Source organism: Magnetococcus sp. PR-3, assembly GCF_036689865.1.
GTDB lineage: Bacteria > Pseudomonadota > Magnetococcia > Magnetococcales > Magnetococcaceae > Magnetococcus.
In genome coordinates, this window is record NZ_JBAHUQ010000001.1 from 13884 (window position 1) to 35841 (window position 21958).

A 21958-nucleotide genomic window follows, 5' to 3' on the forward strand; every position below is an offset into this window, starting at 1 on the left:
CTCCCAGGAAGCCCCCCTCTCCATAGGAAGACGTCCACCAACGCGAGACTTAGTCTTGAGCGTCTTCTTTTCACGTGGACTGCCCATTGTTCATGCCAAACCAGCGTGAGCCAAATCTGCCACTAGATACAAAGCCTGGGAATGCCATTAATTGTACTCCCCCAACCATTTGGGACGATCCGCATAGCGATCCCGGTTGGTTTGGTTTTCAGTATGCTCGTCTAGAGAGTCGCTCTCTTCCCCCAAAGCCTCATGAATTGCTTGGGTGGGCTTTCTATCCAAACATTTTTTTCTAGCGTCTAAGGTCTCCTGTTCAATCTCCTCGGAGGTTAGATCGCGTTGCACATCATCATCGGCCATCAGTTTATCAATTATCGACAAACAGGCCTGAACCTCTTGATCGGTTACTTCATCCTCTTCTTGGTTTTGACGCTCCGGTTTAGGGGGAGGCGGCGATGCGTCATCAAACAGCGATCGGGCAAAGAAACTGCCCGGCAACGCATCAAGAATCTCACCGATACTCTTCTCCTTTTCGGACTCAGCCTCTTCCACAGCTTCAGCCTTGGCGCTATCTACAACCGGCGCCTCCGATTCAGCTAGTACAGGCAGGGCGACCCACAGAGAAATCCATATCACCACCCAACCAATCGCGCCGGCGTTCATTTCCACCCCCACTTATGGTTAGGCGTTGTCGTTTCACACTCCGCCAATTGGATTCGATTAGGGGTTGTATTGTAGTTGAGACAGTAACCTGTTTTGTCATGGCGCAACCGTTTGTGCTTATCCCAATAGAACCTCAAATTTCTATTGGTCGCACTACAAGAATGTAGACCGAGATTACCACCTCTGCCTTTACTATTGGGCTCCAAGCACAGATTGTAATAGTTGTTCTTTAGGCGGAAATACTTCATTTTTCCAGCACTTTTTCCTTCTTCATAGGGAATCACCTTCCAACTGCGACTACTCTCCCCATCCCGACCTGCAATCGTGCACTCATGTCTGCCATTCACATCCAGTCGCTCATAGTCCAAAGCCTGATTCCATATTTGAACATTTTCGCTGGGGATTTTGGTCAGTACAGGAATCGTATCCAACAGCTTCCAATCCCACTTCTGTTGAGCTTTCGTTTTGTGGCACTCCCCCAACTGAATTCGGTTGTTGCTGCTGTTATAGTCCAGGCAATAGCCCGATTGTTCATGACGTATGCGATCGAGCTTGTCCCACGAGAATTTTTGACTTTTAGTACTTTCATTACATGTACTCAGCTTCACCCACGACCCTCTCGACCAACTGGAGGGCTCCAGACAGAGCTCATAGTACCTATTGATCAGGCGGAAAAATGTAATGCTGTCGCCTATCATATCTTCTTTGACTGGCAAAACTTGCCAGCGACGGGAGCTTTGACCATCTTTACCGTGAAGCACGGTTTCATGACTCCCGTTCACATCCAAACGGGTATCAGGACGCGCCTTGGTCCAGAACTGCACATCCCCTTTGGGCAACTTACGGGCAACGGTAATTACAGTGTAGCGCAGCCCCCAACTCCATTTCTGTCGCGTCGCATTGTCCACGCAGTTCCGAAGCTCCACGAGTCCGCCGCGGGTACTTAAACCTACACAATGGCCCGTCGCACTGTGGCGCATTCGCTTTTGCTTATCGATGTAGTAGACCTGCTCGTCGCTGGTCGGTCTGCAGGAGTAGACTGCCATCCGAGCACCATGAACATCGCTTACTGGCTCAAAGCACTTTCTTTTATTCAGATTATAGAGGCGGAACTGGCGGTTCCCATCTTTACTGCCGTCACTGTGATAGACGCGGATCTGCCAGCCTCGGGTGCTGGCCCCATTGGATCCGTTTAGAATGGCATCATCTGCGCCGGTCACATCCAACCGTGTACTCGGTGACAGGTTATTCCAGATCTGGACATCTCCCTTGGTGTAATATCTGTCGAGATACGGCACCTTTTGGTGATTGAAACGGAAATCCTGTTTGGTTGAGACTTGGTCGACGCACGTATCCAACGTTAGCGTCTCATCATAGGCTGGATCAGCGCTGGGCAGGCTGAGACACAGTTTGGATTTGTCATGCACCAAGTGGAACCGGTCCTCCTTTTCCATACCGGTTTCCAACAAACGACCAGCCCCCTTGACCCAATCAAGGCTGAATCTCTGATCCCGCGAAAACGGTGTGCAGGTCTCAAATTTAGGCGTTTTATCGGCTACGCCTAGGCATTTATTTGGATCATCGCTTCTGCGAATGGTGCCATCGTTATAGATGGCAACAGCATGATCACAGAACCCCAGTTTGGCCCCGCTAGAACCTTCGATGACGCAGAAGTTGAACTTAACTGGCTTGAGGTGGGCTTCTTCATAGCTGGCTATCGGTTTGTAAGGTGATTTTTCGAACTGCTTAACGGTCGTTTCACTTTTGGGTTTATCCTCGCCATACACTTCAAACTCTTGCAGATTAATGTGCGACACACCCTCTTTAATCTGTTGAATACGGATGTAACGGGCATAGGGCTTGTCGCCAAACTTGGACTCCACCACCGATATAGAACCATCCTTTTCCGGAAGGGTGACCGCGCGTAAATTTCCGGGCAGGCCGAAGAGGTTCTTTGCACTATAATTATCAAAGGTAGTGAAAGGATAGTTGGAGGCGTAAACCTGTAACCCTTTACTGTTACCCGCCTTACCAGGCTGATTGGTCAATGAAAGCCGAACGCCGCTGATAGCGTAATGACTGCCTAAATCGATATCCAACCAGGGATAGTCTGAACCTGTACGGTTGACGCCACCCTTATTCAAAGAACCATCAACGGCGCCTGCGCCACTGGACCCATCGCTGAAGATTGCTTTTTTATGACGAGACAGCAAAACACTGCCTTCATCCAACGCTTTGACGATTCCACCCGGCTTATCCACCTTAACCAGCACCATCAATTCAGAAAGATTAAAGTGTATGTTCTTCTTGGGTGATTGAAGGCGGACATAACGCCCAAGTTTTGGTTCGGAGAATTTATAGGCGTAGTAATCTTCCGCTTTGGATTTACTCAACTCGATCGATTTATCGATCAGCTTGGAATTTCCACTCAATGCCAGATAATCCTTTTCCCAGAACGGCACTTGGGAAATAAGAATCTGCGCGCCTAACAAGCGATTTTGACTACGCTCCGTTTCATTGAAATTGTAAAGAACCACTTTATCAATGGGGTAGACTCCACCCAAATCCACTTCCCACCACGGATAGTTCTCTTTCTTGGTGAAAACGATACCATCACCCATTTGGCTTATTACGCCATCGTTACCATTTTCAGCACCACGTTTGTGTGTGTGTGCACTAATAACCCGGGACGGTTTATTGGCCGCCACATTGGTGTAATAGGTCAACTTTGGCTTGGCCTTTTGTTTGGGGTTTCGACTAAGCACCTCGATCTCTGCCAAAGCGATATCTTTATGGGTGGGCTGTTGAATGCGTACATATCGCACCACAGAGCCATCTAAATCCTGCTCAATAATCTGATTACCACTGTTAATCGCGTAGCTTTTGATATGCTCCATGACCGGATCCAGTTGCTGCATCCCTTCCTTTTTAAAGGGTACGCTGGACATCAACAACTCTGCGCCGGATAAGTTATATCCGTCGTGATTGGTGATGGCGATTTTATCCACCGCATAGTAGTCACCAAGATCCACCTGCCACCACATCGTCTGTGCGGCAGAAAGGTGCGTTCCCCATGATTTAGTCTGTGCATCAAACGCGGTCATTCGGACCCCATCCACCGCCTGCGATCCCCTTTGACCATGGGATAGGCTGGCTTTTTTATTTCGAGCCACGTTAGTGAATGGGGTGGCTTTCCTAATTCTAGAGCGAGACAAAGATTTACGCCCAAACACGGCCAGCTCACCCAGAGACAAAACGCCCTTGCCCTCCATCACAGCCATCACATAGCGCGCGCGTTTAGGCGCACTGGACTCCGTTTTCTCGATTTTGAACGATCTTCCCCGACCTCCCATGTCGAGACTTTCGGTCAGGCGATGGATTCCAGACTCAGATGCCAAACCAGAAAGGGGGACATGGATGGTGGTCTTTTTAACATGGGTCTGGGCAAAGGGCTGCTCAGATAGAATAACCTTCACCTTTTTGGAGACTGCACGACCAAAAAGATCTACTCGATCGATATCGTAGTAATCTCCCAGGTCAACCATAACCCATGGGGCTAATTGGCGTGCCGATGTTACCTGGTCATTGGCGCTACCATTGGATAAAGCAGCTACCGACCCCTTTTCGGTTGAACTCATCTTGACCGTCTTCTTCAGGACAAGGTTGGTTTCATGATGTATCGAGAAACCATGGGCGTTAGCATGGCCGCAATCGATGAATTTCAAAAGGCTGTCTTCCCAAACCATGCACCCTTTGCCCTCCATCTGTTCCATGGCCCCCTCTGCGAACCGATAGCGTCTTGCCCGACGACCGTCACACACATATCCGGTGACATATCCATCCACATGACCAAAACAGATATTGCCCCGCCCGATTCTGACGCGTGTGGTTCCAAAGAAGGTATGCTGGCTGGAATCCCCAATACATGGAAGCGCATCAACAACCTTAAAGCTGCCTTTTCGCTTGATTTTCGGATGCTTCTTGCTGGTAAGGGTCAAGCAGTTGTCCGTACCTTTCAGTTTTACCAGCAAGTTCATGCCGCCATTGGGCATGCCCATCTTAAGATCATTGGCCCACTGTTTCTCTTTCTCTGCCAACTCTTTGCGATAGGCTTCCCGGAGTTGACGCGCCTCCTCACCTTGAGCTTTTAGATCCTCTTCACTGATCACCTGGGAAGCGATATATGCAGGCAAATGAGGCGCTTTGCTCTGCTGGTACCCCACCTCCTGGTTGCGGAATATACCCATGAACAGTTTGCTAATCCCCGACACATCGGTTTTGCTGGGATCACCAATATTGAAGCCTAAATTAAACTCAATATCATTGTGATCCCAAAAATCTCCCTCAATATGGAGTTGTCCTTGGGTATCGGTGATATTGGCCGCCAATGTCCCTTTGAGAGCAGCCCGTTTTACATTGAAGTTGGCCTTTCCAATGGTGCCCTCAACCAGCGCATTAACCAGGTCTGATGTTGCTTTATTGAGTTTCTGCACGGTATCCAGTGAGACCTTAGCCATCTCTACATTGGCTTTCGCCACCGCATAGGGAACAAGATAAACACTAACTTGAGGGGATAGATCCACAGGATAGTTCTCAATGGCCGCCTGGGCCGCCTTCAGTACTTTTAAGGCCTCTCCCAATGCAACCTTCATCACTTCAAGAGCGAGTTCCACACCCTTCTCTGCAATCCACAGAAAAGGGGACTGTATTTTAACCCATGGCCAGGGACTCTTCTCTGCCTTCAACCGTTTGCGTCTCAGGTCATCTCTGGTCGATGAATAATGGTTTACTTCTGACTGAAGTCGATCAACCACTGATTGGGATTTCCTAATAATCGCGCCACCCTTCATCAACATCTTCTTTACGCGCTTACGAGCAGCATCGAGTTTGGCTTCCAGATTCCTAACCTCATCCTCCGCCACGGCCAATACCCGCCTTGCATTTGCAACCTGTTGGTCAACGGTCTCTTTACCTGCATCGATACCAAAGCCGATGCGTTTTTGCAGCCAGTCGGTCAAACCTTCGCCTTCCATATAGGCCAAATATTCAATCTTCTTGGGCTGTGCCAGTGAGCCCCCTTCTGACCAGACAGTCAGATTAGAATCGAACAGCCCGCCTAGTTTGTCCTCGGTCTTAAACGCAAAGTGATCGGGGAAGATGGTCAGAAGGACTGATTTCTTCAGATTAAACAGTTCTGTATTGGTCTTCAGTATGAAGGCTTCTTGGCCGTTAATATCGGCGAGGTTTAATGCCCCAGACCCGTGGAAAGGCAAGTGCCCCAAAGCGAAGCCGCCTTTAAGTTTGTCCAGATCAAGGGTCAGTCCTGGGCTGCGCAAAAAGTTTTTGTAACTCTTACCAAACGCTTTGATAACCGTCGGTTCGGCCAATGCATCAACAAACCCCTTGGCGCTACTCCAGTCCAGCTCGGTCACCGCAACAGCGTCCGGCATTTCATGACCATGAATGGTATGCTGGAAGGCGAGTGAGATACCTTTGTTGCCAGAAAAGAACTCTTTGGCCGCCCCTTGGAATCGAACACCGGTAATCAGCAAGGGATTCACCCCCTTGACAAGATCTACCACGGGCTGGGGAACCCCTACAGCCGTGACCACCGACTCTACCGACTTATCCAGCTCCGTTTTAAAGCCCACATCCAGCACGAAATCGTTATTAGAGCTCGTCAGCGCCACACCTTTCTTGGTGCCAGCTTTGATATGTAGGTCGTACACATTCTCAAGCTTTTTACCCATCTCAAAGGTCGCTTGGTCCTTGCTTAGGATAATCTCGAACTTTTCATCGTTGATGCCTTGAAATCCAGAGCGAGCCTTGATTTTAAAGTGGGGGATGGATTTGATATTGGCTTGAATATCAATGATGCCGTCTTTTAACTGCATGGGTCCAAGTTTATAGGGCTTGATTTCCCCCTTGAGTATCAGACCATCTGACAAGGTAAGACGGGCATCGAGTTCTGCGAGCTCGGTATCCCGTTGCCCCATAAAGTCCATTAAGAGTTTACCCTTGGCGATACCGCCGATACCCTGACCGGGCTCGGACCCCGGAATCACCGCACCCGGTGTCCGCAACATGATCTGGGCGCCTCGGATTTTAAGCAGCGGCAGCGGCAGTTCATCCAACTTGAAAAGTTCACGGATATTACTGTTCTTAAGGGTCTGTTTAAGCCAGAAGGCGTGAGCGTCTATCACAACTTGCGGCACAACCCCTTTTTCATTGAGCTTTTTAAGCCCTGAGGCAAAGGCGTTGGTGCCCACTCCTTTTAAAAAGCCTTGTTGAATCTCCATTTGGGAAAAAAGACTCAGATCGGTCTTATCACCAAAATGCAAATCCACACCCAATTTTTTAGGGATAGGCAGGGTAGATGAGAAATTGATAGCAGTCATAAACTCCAGATTTTTTATATCAAATCTGCGTGTAGCACCGCTTTTATCGTTTTCGGTCAATTCAATGCCACCACCGCCTTTAATACCGAACTCAACCGAGCCTTCGGTATCAACCCCCACCAGCAAAGCCGCATGGTCCATATACAATCCGTTAACCAGACCAAAGGGGTTATTCCAACGACCTTTATAGGTTCCGCTTAGTTTAAATCCACCTGCCCAAGAGACCGCATCCACACTGGCCATCAGTCGGCCACCGAAGGTAAGCTTATCCCAATTATTGGGATCAGTTACCTCATCCAGTTTGGACATATTGGGCAGCGCAAGGGTTACATCCCCGGATAGCCCCAAACGCGCCGCGATATTAAACAGGTCCAGTTCGATGAAGAAATCGGTCCCAACACTATTAAAGCCAAGGATTTTTCCAAGTTCACCTTTATCAGTCAGAAAACTGCCCATGCCAACGTTAGGAACTGCTGCGGCCAGATAGATAGTGGGGTTGGTGGCCAAATCTCCCAGCCCCCCGCTAATCACCACCGAATCCGCCTTAATGATTTTGTCAAACAGACCAAGCTGCTCATTGATCATTTCATGAAAATTGATGGGCGTTTTAGGCAGATCATCCTTGCTTAGCTTGGCGCTGATAGCGATTCCATTGGGAAAGTTGATCTCCGCTTTATCTTTGCCATGAACTTTTTTAAGCAAACGTTGAGCTTCTTCAGGCAGCTCGGATAGATTCAGTTGAGGAACCGATTTTGAGGTAAAGCTCACCACCGTCTGGGGCAGTTTTAAAGCTGCCATGTTATCAAGAACCCCTCCCAGCTTGTCCAAGGGGCCAAGCTTATCCTTGGGCACCAAATTGACAAGTTTGGTCAACTGCATATCTGGGACGGCGAATAGACCCACGGCAACACCGTCGGTTTGGAAAAAGACCGATTCTCCCGACAACCCTAGATCCTTCCAGTTCAGATTGGCGGAGATGCCCCGTAAAGAGATTTTGAAATTGCTAACGGCAAAGCTGTTGGCTAGATCGATGTTGGGAATCTCTTTGATCAGCGGCAGTTTGCTTAGGGTTATATCGTCTGTCAGCTCCATTTCCAGATCATAGAAGGCGTTATTACGCACAAGGATGTTCCAATTGGCCTCATAGGCGCTCCCTGCAATCTCCGTGGTAGTAGCGAGACCGGCTTTAAGGGACAGCTCGGTCTTCGTTTTTTTCCCCTCACCCTGATCTTTCTTAGCCGCCAAGACCTCGCCTTGCAACTTGACCTTGGTTAGCTCAACACCTGGAAGCTTAACGAGTTTTTTCCAAGCATCGGTCTCAACATCTCCTTCCAGTTTAAGCTTGTAGCCATTCTCAACCTTTTCGGCCATGAAACCGGCATTAAAGCCCATATTCACATCGGCTATAGACAAATCTAATTTGCTTTTTAGACCCACAAAAGCGGTTTTTTTGGTCAAGTCCGACCCAACGGCGAAAGATGCCTGGGTTGAATCCAGGTCTAAAGCGCCGGGAATGGCTAAATCATCTGGGAATTTGAATTCGGACAGTGATGCCGCCAGTTCAAAGCTTCCTTCTTTTTTGATCAGGTTGCCGATATGCCCGGAAAGGATCAGATCTCCACTCAAATACTTAGACAGGTGCAGCTGCTCATTTAATAGGTCTCTTAACGGTTTTGGAATATTATCCTGACTTAAGGAGACAAACAGGGAGGTACCACTTCCCACCTCGTAATCTGGAAGCTTGGTCAACACAGTTTCCAATTTAGACATGCCTGCTGGCAGATTGTCTTTCAATTCATTGGTGTTGGTTTTGGACTTTGTCATCACTAAATGGGCATCAGGCAAAGCAAACCCTTGCAACTGATCCGCAACAACACCAGCTTTCGTAAGCAAGCCAGAGAGATCCAGAGTCGGAACCTGAATCAAACCGATCTGGTTATCCCCCACTTTATGAGCACTTAACGTTGCGTTTTGAATACCAAGAGCCGGCCAATGCACCACTGCAATTAATCCATCTTTGGAGATACCAAGTTTTGCCAGATTCAAATCGCCAATCGCAGGAATTTTGCTGAATACAGGTATATCTCCAGCCTTCAACTTGCTCTCAATGACCAAATTGATGTCTTCCACGCCACGCGCATTGATCTTAATTTCCCCACTAGCCTTAACGGGTTCTTCTGCACCCATGACCCGCACCATGGATGTACTGCTCAATTCAAGCTCTTTGGCCTTATGGTGGATCGTCCCCTCAACGGCGAAGCTATCCAGTTTCAGAATATCAATGCCAAACGGCTTATCCTGATCCGTTTCGCTGGCGCCATAAAGCGACGCCACCACTTCCCCGTCGGACTGTTTATCTAGACTCACCCGACCATCAAGTGTCAGCGCCGTGCCCAACAGTTTGAGTTTCAGTTTACCCTGTGCGGAAAGTCGTAGCGCCAGCTTCGCATCCTCTTTTACGCCCTTATCTGCTGCAAACCGCAGCTTGCTACCCTCCAGAGAGATCACCTCTTTGATCCCCGGCAACGCAATTCCTGGAAGATCGACCTCCAGATTCAACCCATCAATGGAAGGACTTCCCTTACCTGACACCAGTTTCGTGGCCATGGAAGCGGGAATCTGGCCGGAAAATCGGAATTGTTGTTGTGATGTGCCCAGGCTTCCCATGGCGTTCGCCAGGGCGCCCCCCTCTTTCAAGGAGGCCACGAGAGCTAGATTGACCCCAGACTGAAGTTTCCAGCTCTGCATAGGCGCCTGTTCATTGGTGAGCGCAGTTTGAAGCGCCTGAGGCAGGCTTTGAAGTGTTAAGTCCCCTTCTTTGCCACCATTGGGAACCACCATCAAAGCCCCTTGCTCTAATTTAGCTTGATCCAAAAGGGAACCAGACAGACCGGGAATAAGATCTGTTATATCAAAGTTCTCCTGAACTAATGCCACTAGCGGAACTTTACTACCAGCTTGAGGAAGGATATAGAGGGTATTGAGACTCTCACCACTACGCTGGGCTTTATTATCCCCTGGTGCCGCATCGCCAAGTTTCACCTGACTGATTACGGCTGTATTTGACAACTCCGCCTGAGTTAAGGTCACCTCTCCAATTCCAGGAACGGAGACCCCTAGGAATTCACTCAGGCTGACATTCCCGCTATATGTCAGGTCCACAAAGGTCTTTTTTTCGCCATTATCAAACTTACCGGAGACTGTGAAGGACTTGCCTGATTTTTCTAAATGACCATGCCCTTCAAACTCAAATGTGCTGTCCTTGATCGCCGCTGAGCTCGATAGATTGACAAAGCCCTGCATGGTTAGTGGATTGCTCAAAACAGGTAACGTCAGTTTAAAGGTACCGGAAGCCCCCATAGACAAACGGGTTTTACTCTCCTCGTCACCCGCCTCGCCCTTAAGAGCAATACTCAGTTCATCCACCTCCAACAGTTCAGAGACCCCTGGCAAATTCACTACGGGCAGATCGAGTTCCAAATAGATCTCGGCCACCAGCTCTCCTACCAAATTCTTAATCTCCTTGGAAAGCCCCCCTTCATTGTGATTGGGTTTACTGAACAGCTTACTCGGCAAAAACCCTCGTAGTGGAACCGATTTGAGCTTAACACCCAGGCTCTCGAGACGTTTGCCCAGTTCTCCCGCCTTAGCCAGATCCAACTTGGCCGTCAGGTTTAACCCTGGCTTGAGATCTAGCCCTTCTTTGGGAATCAACGTCGCCAGATCCGGCATGCCCCCACCACCGCTGCCAAAACTGGGCAGACTCATCCCTTTACCACCATTTTTACCCGCCGCCCCTAAACTCGGCAACGCGATGGCAGGTAACGCCAGTTTGCGACCAGAACCACCTTTTGGAAGTTTAACATTCGGCAGTGAAAGGCCGGGCATCTTGCCGCCCCCACCACTGCCGCCAAAATGTGGCAGCGCCAGTGTGGGTAGGGATTTCCCTTCGCTATCCCCCCCGCCAAAACGTGGAAGGCTAAGCGTGGGTAGACCATCCCCCGCACTGGCATTCAATCCCGGCAATGCATCGACATCTGGCAGATGTACCCCAGGCAAGCCATCAACCCCTTGGGGCAGGCCTATCTCAGGCAATGAAGCGGTACTCGGCAGATCTGCCTTGGCAAGGTTCACCGCTGGCAAGGCCAATACCGGGAAACCGCCGCCACCATCACGTCCCAGACTCGGAAGGCTTAAGGCGGGGATCTTGCCCCCAGTGGGGCTGTAGACAAACATTGCATCAGGCAACGCAAGGCCCGCAAACGGCGTATCCTCAAGCTCCGGCACAAATGCAGACAGCTTTAGATCCTTAACCGCCAGCATTACCTGAGGCTTCGCCCCCTGCATCTTCACTGAAAATAGGCTCTGAGCCCCCCGCAGTGACACAATGCCAGAGATCATCTTTGGCTCCAGCATCAACTGACTTAAGCCCAGCTCACCCAAACCGGGAATCGACTCCCCAACCACATCGTTGAGGTTCAGATCGCTGATCATGGTAAAGCGCATCTTAGGCTTGGATAGCTTCAAATCCGCCAAACCCAGCATGGTCACATCCTTGTCGATGTCCCCCAAGCGACCCGTCCCCATGTAGTTCAGCGATAAGCCATCCCCACCACCAATCAGAGTCAACAGACCATCAGCTTTGAAAACGCGTTTCTTGACTGGCTCGGTGAGCTTTAACTGTCCGCTGAAACCCACATAGAGCTCCGCCTTGTTGGCGGCATTACGTCCCCCACGCAGCTCAAACGCCGGGTTCTCCCACGACGCCAATGCACCAACACCGGGCAGGGTAAGTTGTGGCAGCGTTCCACGCAGATGCACCTGTTCAACCAGGTTGGCCACTGCAGAGGTTGCGCCCTGCTTAGCCCGAATCTGCTCCAGTATATCGGCGGGAAGTGTGCCCTGAATAGAAACCGGCTTGGTAGCATCATGCCCCAGCTTGCCGAGAATACTCTTCAACGTCGCCGAGCTTTCCAGATCCGGGGCAGCATCCAAATAGAGACCGCCTTTCCAAACAATGGCATCCTCTTGATCCACCGCCGTCGTTACCGACGTCAGGGCCTCCTTCAACTTAACAGGGAGGCTCTCCGCCAACGCCAAACCTTCGAGGCTGATGGCGCTATCCTGCTTGGGGGCGTACAGAAGCAAAGCCCGGGAAAGACCCAACCCTTTCAGCGGGGTCTGATCCAGACCTGGAATCAGCATGGAGGGCGTCAGATGATCACCCAAAAAAGCGATGAACTTTGTATCTTTATGATTAAAATAGGCAAATTTGCTGCTGGATTTAGGATCACTCTCAGGAAGATCGCCATCCAAAATCATCTCGCCATGGACAAGCCCTTCCTCAGAATGAAGTTGCTTGAGCATCACATCGCCCAAACCCGGAATATCCAGGTTGGTTAGCATCTTCAGCGATATATTGCCATCCAGATGGAAATTCAGCTTACGCCCGGCTTCACCATCCAGCAGAAGATCCGCTTTGATCATCGCGGCCCCCTGCCCTTGACCCGAAGCCACCTCCAGCGGTAATTCAAGGTCCAGCTTTAAGCTCTTCTTCCCACCCCCTGCTTCCAAGTCGGCCTGGGCCAGACTTAACTGACCCCACCCTGTCGAGTTGATCTCCGTACCCAGTACTGGGATCTTACCCTTCAAAGGCAATTTCAACTTGGCCTGCAGATCCCCTTGCTCATCGCCTTCAAAGTGAAAGGAGGCTTCCCCATTGATTTTCAAAACCTTCTCCACACCAGGCAAAGCAAACCCTGGAATGGAAGCGCTTAGTTCAACCCCTTTTACTAAATCTGACGGCTTGGGCTTTTGACCTTTCTTAGGATTAAGCAGCGCCTGCATCACCGCCTGGGGGAGACGCCCTTGAAGCGTCATACCTTTGGTCGGTGGACCCCGAGCAGAAAGACCAAACACCTTTCCCAACAGCGGGCTGTTGGCTACATCCACCTCGCCCCAATAGGAGACCCCCGGTTGCAAGGTCAGCTGCTGCTTGTCCGCCAAGACCTCATCCAACACCTCAACGAGAAGCTCAGGTAGCGCCGATTTGTTCAACGCCATCGTCTCCGTAGAATCTCCATTACTCAAACGCACCAGAGTGGTCTGATCCGTTAGCTTGATCCCGCCAAATGGCGTCGAACCAATCATGGGAATCAGATCCTCAGGCGATAGATCTTTTGAGGACATACCCAGCATCAGCTCTTTATCCTGGGCAAACAGAAACAGCTTACCTTCACCCGCGCCCAACGTAATCTTACCCGCTATACCTCCACGGGAAATGGTCACACCATTTAAGGCCAACGCCCCACCTACAGGTAGATTCAAACCGGTGAACTGATTGAAGGTAGCGTCGCCCTTATAATCCAGTGCGATATCGGTTTTATCACCGCTGTTATCAAGCTTGCCTGTAATCGTGAACGACTTTTCCGTTCCTTCGATATCACCATGACCTTCAAACTCGAAAACACCATCCTTGATGGCCGCCGAGCTGGTGAGATTCACAAAACCCTGCATGGACAGAGGCTTGGCTACAGGAAGTTTCAATTTAAAGGCGCCGGAGGCCCCCATGGACAAACGGGTTCCTTTGTCGCCTTCAGCCGCCTGCCCTTTTAGGGCGATGACCAGTTCATCCACCTCTAGCAGTTCCGAGATCCCTGGTAGATTTACCGGCGGCAGATCCAACACCAGATCAATCTCCGCAACCAACTCGCCTATCAGATTCTTGACCTCTGACCCAAGCCCTCCTTCATTGCGATTGGGTTTGCTGAACAGCTTGCTGGGCAAAAAGCCGCGCAACGGCACCGCCTTCAGTTCAACACCAAGATCCTTTAGCCGTTTGCCCAGTTCCCCCGCCTTAGCCAGGTCAAGCTTAGCCGTCAGATTCAAACCAGGCTTTAGCTTCAAACCCTCTTTGGGAATCAACGTGGCCAGATCCGGCATGCCACCACCACCGCTACCAAAGCTGGGTATGCTCAGACCTTTGCCGCTACGCTTACCCGAACCACCCAAAGAGGGTAGCGCAATGGCCGGTAGTGCCAGTTTGCGACCAGAACCACCTTTGCCACCACTTGGAAATTTGACATCCGGCAGTGAAAGACCGGGCATCTTGCCGCCTCCTCCACTGCCTCCAAAATGGGGCAACGCCAGTGTAGGTAGAGATCCACCATCCCCACCACCGCCAAAACTGGGCAGGGTAATGCTGGGTAGGCCTCCACTGCTTTCTGTACCGGTATTCAGTACTTCAGGTAGATGCACACTAGGTAGACCACTCTTACCTGCAACCTTAGGTAGGTTGATATCAGGTATGGTGGCGCCGTCAGGTAGATGCGCCTTAGGCAGGTTTACCGCTGGAAGCGCCAGCACCGGAAAACCTCCGCCACGACCACTGTCGCCACCTAACCCCGGTAGTGACATGGCGGGCAGCTTGCCCCCCTTGGGGCTGTAGACAAACATCGCATCAGGCAACGCAAGGTCCGCCAACGGCGTATCCCCAAGCTCAGGAATAAAGGCAGACAGCTTTAGATCCTTGGCCGCCAGCATTACCTGCGGCCTTGCTCCCTGCATCTTCACAGAAAACAGACTCTGAGCCCCCCGCAGTGACACAATGCCGGAGATCATCTTTGGCTCCAGCATCAACTGACTTAAGCCCAGCTCACCCAAACCGGGAATCGACTCCCCAACCACATCGTTGAGGTTCAGATCGCTGATCATGGTAAAGCGCATCTTAGGCTTGGATAGCTTCAAATCCGCCAAACCCAGCATGGTCACATCCTTGGCAACATCTCCCAAGCGACCCGTCCCCATGTAGTTCAACGACAGACCTCCGCTATCCCCGCCACCAATCAAAGTCAGCAGGCCATCAGCTTTGAAAACACGTTTCTTGACTGGCTCGGTGAGCTTTAACTGTCCGCTGAAACCCACATAGAGCTCCGCCTTGTTGGCGGCATTACGTCCCCCTCGAAGCTCAAACGCCGGGTTCTCCCACGACGCCAATGCACCAACACCGGGCAGGGTAAGTTGTGGCAGCGTTCCACGCAGATGCACCTGTTCAACCAGGTTGGCCACTGCAGAGGTTGCGCCCTGCTTAGCCCGAATCTGCTCCAGTATATCGGCGGGAAGTGTGCCCTGAATGGAAACCGGCGTGGAGTCATCATGCCCCAGATGGCTAAGAATGCTCTTTAATGTCTCCGAACTCTCCAGGTCCGGTGCTGCATCCAAATAGAGACCGCCTTTCCAAACAATGGCATCCTCTTGATTCTCCGCCGTTGTTACCGACGTCAGGGCCTCCTTCAACTTAACAGGGAGACTCTTCGCCAACGCCAAACCTTCAAGGCTGATGGCGTTATCCTGCTTGGGGGCGTACAGAAGCAAAGCCCGGGAAAGACCCAACCCTTTCAGCGGGGTCTGATCCAGACCTGGAATCAGCATGGAGGGCGTCAGATGATCACCCAGGAAAGCGATGAACTTTGTATCTTTATGATTAAAATAGGCAAATTTGCTGCTGGATTTAGGATCACTCTCAGGAAGATCGCCATCCAAAATCATCTCGCCATGGACAAGCCCTTCCTCAGAATGAAGTTGCTTGAGCATCACATCGCCCAAACCTGGAATATCCAGGTTGGTTAGCATCTTCAGCGATATCTTGCCATCCAGATGGAAATTCAGCTTACGCCCGGCTTCACCATCCAGCAGAAGATCCGCTTTGATCATCGCGGCCCCCTGCCCTTGACCCGAAGCCACCTCCAGCGGTAATTCAAGGTCCAGCTTTAAGCTCTTCTTCCCACCCCCTGCTTCCAAGTCGGCCTGGGCCAGACTTAACTGACCCCACCCTGTCGAGTTGATCTCCGTACCCAGTACTGGGATCTTACCCTTCAAAGGCAATTTCAACTTGGCCTGCAGATCCCCTTGCTCATCGCCTTCAAAGTGAAAGGAGGCTTCCCCATTGATTTTCAAAACCTTCTCCACACCAGGCAAAGCAAACCCTGGAATGGAAGCGCTTAGTTCAACCCCTTTTACTAAATCTGACGGCTTGGGCTTTTGACCTTTCTTAGGATTAAGCAGCGCCTGCATCACCGCCTGGGGGAGACGCCCTTGAAGCGTCATACCTTTGGTCGGTGGACCCCGAGCAGAAAGACCAAACACCTTTCCCAACAGCGGGCTGTTGGCTACATCCACCTCGCCCCAATAGGAGACCCCCGGTTGCAAGGTCAGCTGCTGCTTGTCCGCCAAGACCTCATCCAACACCTCAACGAGAAGCTCAGGTAGCGCCGATTTATTCAGCGCCATCGTCTCCGTAGAATCTCCACTACTCAACCGCACCAGCGTGGTCTGATCTGTTAGCTTGATCCCGCCAAACGGCGTCGAACCAATCAAGGGAATCAGATCCTCAGGCGATAGATCTTTCGAGGACATGCCCAGCATCAGCTCTTTATCCTGGGCAAACAGAAACAGCTTACCTTCACCGGTTCCTACTGCGACCGTACCGGCAATACCCGCTTTGGAAAGGTAAGCTTGACCCAGCTTCAAATCACCCCCCACAGGTAGATTCAAACCTGTTAATTGATTGAGGGTGGCATCACCTGTGTAGGAAAATTTAAAATCAGGTTTGGCACCACTGAAATCCAGCTCACCTGCCAACTGAAACTCCGTTTTACTTCCAGGTAAAACGCCTGAACCGCTGAAACTTGTATTAAAATCTTTAGCCCCGCCAGAGCCTGAGAGATTCAGATGACCCGCCAAGGACAGGTCTGCTATGGGCAGCGGCAACGATAGGTCGAACTGACCGGCGATACCCAAAGCCATACGGGTCGCCCCGTTGTCATCTTCTAAGGCTTTTAGAGACAGAGATGGAGTTTTCACCCCTAGAAAATTGCTTAAACCGGGAATCTGGAATTGAGGTAGGTCACCTTTAATATCGATCTGCTTAGCTAGCTTGAGCAGTTCTCCCTTAAGCTCACCTGCAAGCCCACCAGACCCACTTCCCCCACCCATTTTAATACCGCCAACCAAGTTTAAACCGGACCCTGAATTGCCTTTGCGCAAGTTTTTCAGCAAATCCACTGGCAGCGTACCGCGTAATGGAATCTGCTTGAGATTCAACCCCAACTGCTTGAGCTTCTTACCCAACGCACCTGCTTTATCCAAGTTCAAGTTGGCGGTGAGGTTTAGCCCTTTTTTCACAGGTAAGCCGCCGGATGGGATCAAACTACCCAGATCGGGCATCCCGCCCCCACCACTACCGAAGCTGGGGAGAGAAATACCCCTGCCAGACCCAGGCTTACCCATACTTGGTAGGGACAAGCTGGCCAACCCCACCCTGCCCCCCTTGCCTGAAGAGAGGCTGGGTAGAGCCAAAACAGGTAATCCGCCCAACTGACCGCCGCTGGATGGTTTAATGGCATTGGATAGACCAGTTAGCTTGCCTGAAAGATCCAGACTGCCACTACCGTTCCCCCGTTTAAATGCGAAGCGAGGCAGCTTAATAACCGGCAAGCCGGAACTACCCCCACCACCGCTTAAACCCGGCAACTTGATCGTGGAAAGCTGGGCGGCGCCGGTTAGATCCGGCAAAGCCAGTTGGCTTTTCCCGGAATTCCCACTGGGCAGAGCCAAAACAGGAAAACCTCCCCCCCCACCCAATCCGGGCAAGCTAACTGGAGGCATGGTTCCACCGGCCAAACTATAGACGAACATGGCGTCCGGTAACGCCAGATCCGCCAACGGTGTTTCACCCAGTTGGGGGATGAAAGTAGATAGTTTGATGTTGCTTGAGGCCAGCATCAATTCCGGCTTGCTGTTACGCAACCGAACCATAAAGAGCGTTTCCGCATCCCGCAGTTTTACAACACCAGAGAGCAGGCCTGGCTCCATCAGAACCTGGCTAATCCCCAATTTGCCCAGAACGGGAATATTTTGATCCAACAGATCATTCAAATTCAGATCACTGAACATGCTAAATTTAAACTGAGGCTTGGACAGGTTCAGATCAGCGGTGCCCAGCATGGTAACTGGCTTCTCTACGCCGGAAAGCTTACCTACCCCAACATAGTTGAGGGACAGCCCGACATGCTGTGTATCACTATTAAGGGTCAACATACCATCAGCGACAAAGCTTCGTTTGGACAATAGGGGATCGGTGAGTTTAAGCTGACCGCTGAACCCGGTGTACAGCTGGGGATTGCCTTGATAATCCAGCGCCCCATGAATTTCAAAGGCGGGATTAAGCCACTGGGCCATCTCCCCCACCCCTGGTAGCTTCAATTGGGGCAGGTTGCCCCGTAGATGCACCTGCTCCAGCATCTCCTTAGGCAAGGCTTTAACAGAGCCACCCTGCGTGAGCCGATCCAGCGCAATCCCTGGTAGCGTACCATACAGATAGAGCTGCTTAGGGTTGCTTTGCCCCAGTCCGGCCAACGCCTTTTTCAACAGTGGCGATTGATTAGGGTTGCTCTTGGCGTTGAGGTAAAGCCCACCGCTCCAGTTAATCCCCCCCGTCTCAAGAGCCTGATTAAAAGCGGTTTGCATTGATTTTGGCAACGCATCATCGTAGAGATCCCCCCCAAAGACCGCATCCTTTCCAGGCTCGGCGTAGAGCAAGACCACCTCATCCAACCCCAACCCTTTAAGGGGGCTCTTATCCAAACCTGGAATGACACTGGAGGTTTTTAGATTTTTACCTACAAAAGCCAAAACGCGCTGATTCTTCTCCCCTAATAAGGAAAAGGCCAGTTCACTTTCCTTATTTAGGGTAATTATACCGTGGGCCAACTTGGGGGTAAGATAGACCTTATTGAGGGCTAGATCACCGACTCCCGGTATACTAAAACCGGTGATATCCTGCAGACTGATACCGCTATCGAGACGAAACTGGAAATCTTTAGCTTGATCATTGAGGTCCAGAACAACGCTGGCATTGGCTGCCTTCTCCACCTGATCATATTGACTGACAATCTTTAACGGCAGATCGATATCCAATTGCAGGCTCTTGGGTTTACTTACCAGCTTCGCCCACGCATTGGTTGCAAATGGCGTATTGAGCAAGGGCAACTTGCCCAACAGAGGCATCTTGAACCCCACCATCAAGCCCCCATCAGACCGCCCCTCAAAGGCAAACTGACTCTCTCCCTCCAGGGTCAACCATTGATCCACCCCAGGAAGGCTTAACCCTGGCGTCTGCGCATACAGTCTCACTCCAGAAATAAGGCTACCCAGCTTAAGCTTTGAAGATCGACCTTTGTTCTTTAGCAGCGCCAGCAACAGCTTAGAGGGAAGCTGCCCCGCCAAAGTCACATCCCCAGGCGATTCATCCATCACCCGGTTAAACAGTTTTGACAGGGCTGGATTTTTTTTAACATTCAGTTGGCCCCAGTAGCTTAGACCGGGCTGCAAGCTAACCGTATCCACCCCAGGCCCATCTTCGGTTTCCAACACCGTCAGCAACGAGTTTGCCAAGGCCGGTGGTAGCGCACCCAGATCAATATCTGCCGCCTCTTCAACGACATCCCCTGTCGGATTTAGACGCAGCAACAAGGTTTGTCGTTTAGCTCGAAGTCCTTTGAGAGGCGTATTCTCCAAGCCAGGAATTAACCGATCCATCTGAATATTGCGACCATTTACCCCAACAAACAGCTCTTCATCATGCTTAAAAAAATAAAGATCCAAGTCCATTCCCGCCACCCGCAGAGCGGTGGAAATCCCTTGATCTGAAATAAAAATATCTTTGAACGTTAGTGACTTAAGCCCGTCAGTGGAAAAGGGTAACAGAGCCCCAAATGGAAGCTGGCTGGAGATACGCAGATGCTTGACCTTTTTATTACTTCCACTCCCTTCAATAGCCATCTCTAACTGAACATCGCGTTTATCTAGGACGCGGGTCCCTTTTTTATAGACCCCACCTGTCAACAGCAGGTTGTTTTTCAACCCACCTTGTTGGTTAAGGGATACGCCCACCTCCACTTCCTTAGGCTTTTTCCAACCCGGCAGGGCAAGGTCCAACACCAGTCCAGCATAGCCGCGATAGCTGTTCTGCCGGGTGCCGTCAAAATGGATCAATATCTGTTGATTTCTGGGAGCAGCTTTGGCCAATAGCTGCATGGGACCGGTGGACATCCAACCCCAAAGGTCCAAAGAATCGATAATAGCGCGCTCAACCTTACGACCGTCGCGAGAGTACTTAAAAAACTCCTCAACACTATCCTCAGGCTCATCAAACAGACGTGAATCCACTTGCCCAGAAAAAGCGATGCGCGAAGCCTCGCCGGTTAAGTCAGCCAAGGTGTTGCTTAAAGGATCGCTGCCCTTTGCCTCATAGCTATAGAGAACGTTGAGTATGTCATAGTCGGAACCTAGCGGCGTGCCCGACTTGATACGGTGGAGCTCAATACCCGGTGCGACTTGCTTAACCAATTGCTGTATGGAATCGGGCAAGTCGGCCATGTCAAATTTTTTGATATCCTCTGACATGTAGAAGAACATCGCCTCATCAATTTTATTCAGATCCAGCAACGTTCCCTGGACATAGGGGAAGAAAGCACGGTTGTGAAACTGACCCTTGTCAGGCACAAAAGCCACATATTCGGTTTTACCGTGTTCGGTGACAATATAAACTGTCCCGGTGACATCCCTCGCTCGGGTGCGACCAATGGTCACCCGCCCTTCACGGCGCTGATCCTGCACGCGAATTTCACCAAATCCAGGAATATCCAACTCCGTAATGGCATTGAGGGATGGCCCGCCAAGAATTAGATCAAAGGTGTGTTTGTGATCCTCCGTGTCCAGGTCTGCTGCGATGGGCCGTTCCTTACCATCACGGCTCTGTATGGCGCCTACGGCGGTAAGGGTTGGTTCCAACTCGCGAGTCAGAGCGTAGGTCACAGTTAACTCAGAAACCCGATCCCCCTCAAATCGCAATTTTTTCAGATTGCTTTCATCCACCACAGCAGTAATTTCGAAGAAGCGCTCATCTTCACCCGGATTGGGTTTTAACTCGATGGTTCCATTCACTTCCAGACGCCGAATCCCCATACCGATTTTCAAAGGAGCATAACCGGAGAGCAAAGGGTTTCCCTGCTCATCGGATTTCATCGTCAAGGTTGTTGATACGCTGTGAATATAACGGGTTAGCTTATGTGGACGCAGTCCATCCATGGTGAATGCCAGGTCCAGCTGACGACGAGCCACCACATCTGGCGCTACCTTACCATCGAGCAGGTAACGCACCATATCCGCACCTACAGTGCCCACCAAACTCCCATCAACCTTTCGTAGATCCAAAGGCTTGATGAGTGGTTTGAACGCTTCGTTCTGGGAGAGATCCACACGGGAAAAAAAGTTTACCCCTTTTTTAAGGCTTAGCTTCTCATCCTGTAAATAGGGGGACAAACGTTCCAGTACTTCATCGGGAAGAAGTGCGCTTTTGAGCGTAACATCCTTGGTGCTAATGAGCAGTTCAATCTGCTTGGGATCAAAAAGTTTAAATTTGGCGCCCGCTTGCTCACCGTACAATCTGGTGAAATCCAGATCTTTTCCCGCCATTAAAATAAGATGGGGAGGCGTCTCTTCACCTTCCTCCAGTTCGCTTTCAAAAAGAATCAATCCACGCTTATTGGCGCCTACAATGGCCGTGTAATGGTCACCTTGTCGGGTTAGATCTTGACGCTTAGAAACATCTTCAAACCCTGGCGTCTTGCGTAAATCCGCAATGGCCGTGGCCATCAACTCCTCCTCTGTAGTGGCAAAGAGTTGTATCGGCGCCACTAGAGTCAGGGCTAACAACATACCCAACAGCAATGCGCGATTCATAGATGTCATTGCTCTGTCCCATTCAGTTTGGTACTGGCTATACGTAAAAAAAATAAAAAAAAGGGCGTATCAATCGTTGAAAGAGATACGCCCTA

The 21958-nt window shown here is 50.7% G+C and carries 2 protein-coding genes; both read right to left on the reverse strand.

From position 1 onward, the window contains the following. Positions 1–147: 147 nt before the first annotated feature. Entirely contained in the window at positions 148–663 is a 516-nt protein-coding gene (locus tag V5T57_RS00040) for a hypothetical protein (RefSeq protein ID WP_332889097.1), read from the reverse strand. After that, positions 660–21872 (reverse strand): ricin-type beta-trefoil lectin domain protein, encoded by a 21213-nt coding sequence (locus V5T57_RS00045; protein WP_332889098.1) that lies wholly within the window; start codon positions 21870–21872, stop codon positions 660–662. The genes V5T57_RS00040 and V5T57_RS00045 overlap by 4 nt, the downstream gene beginning before the upstream one ends. Positions 21873–21958: the final 86 nt, after the last annotated feature.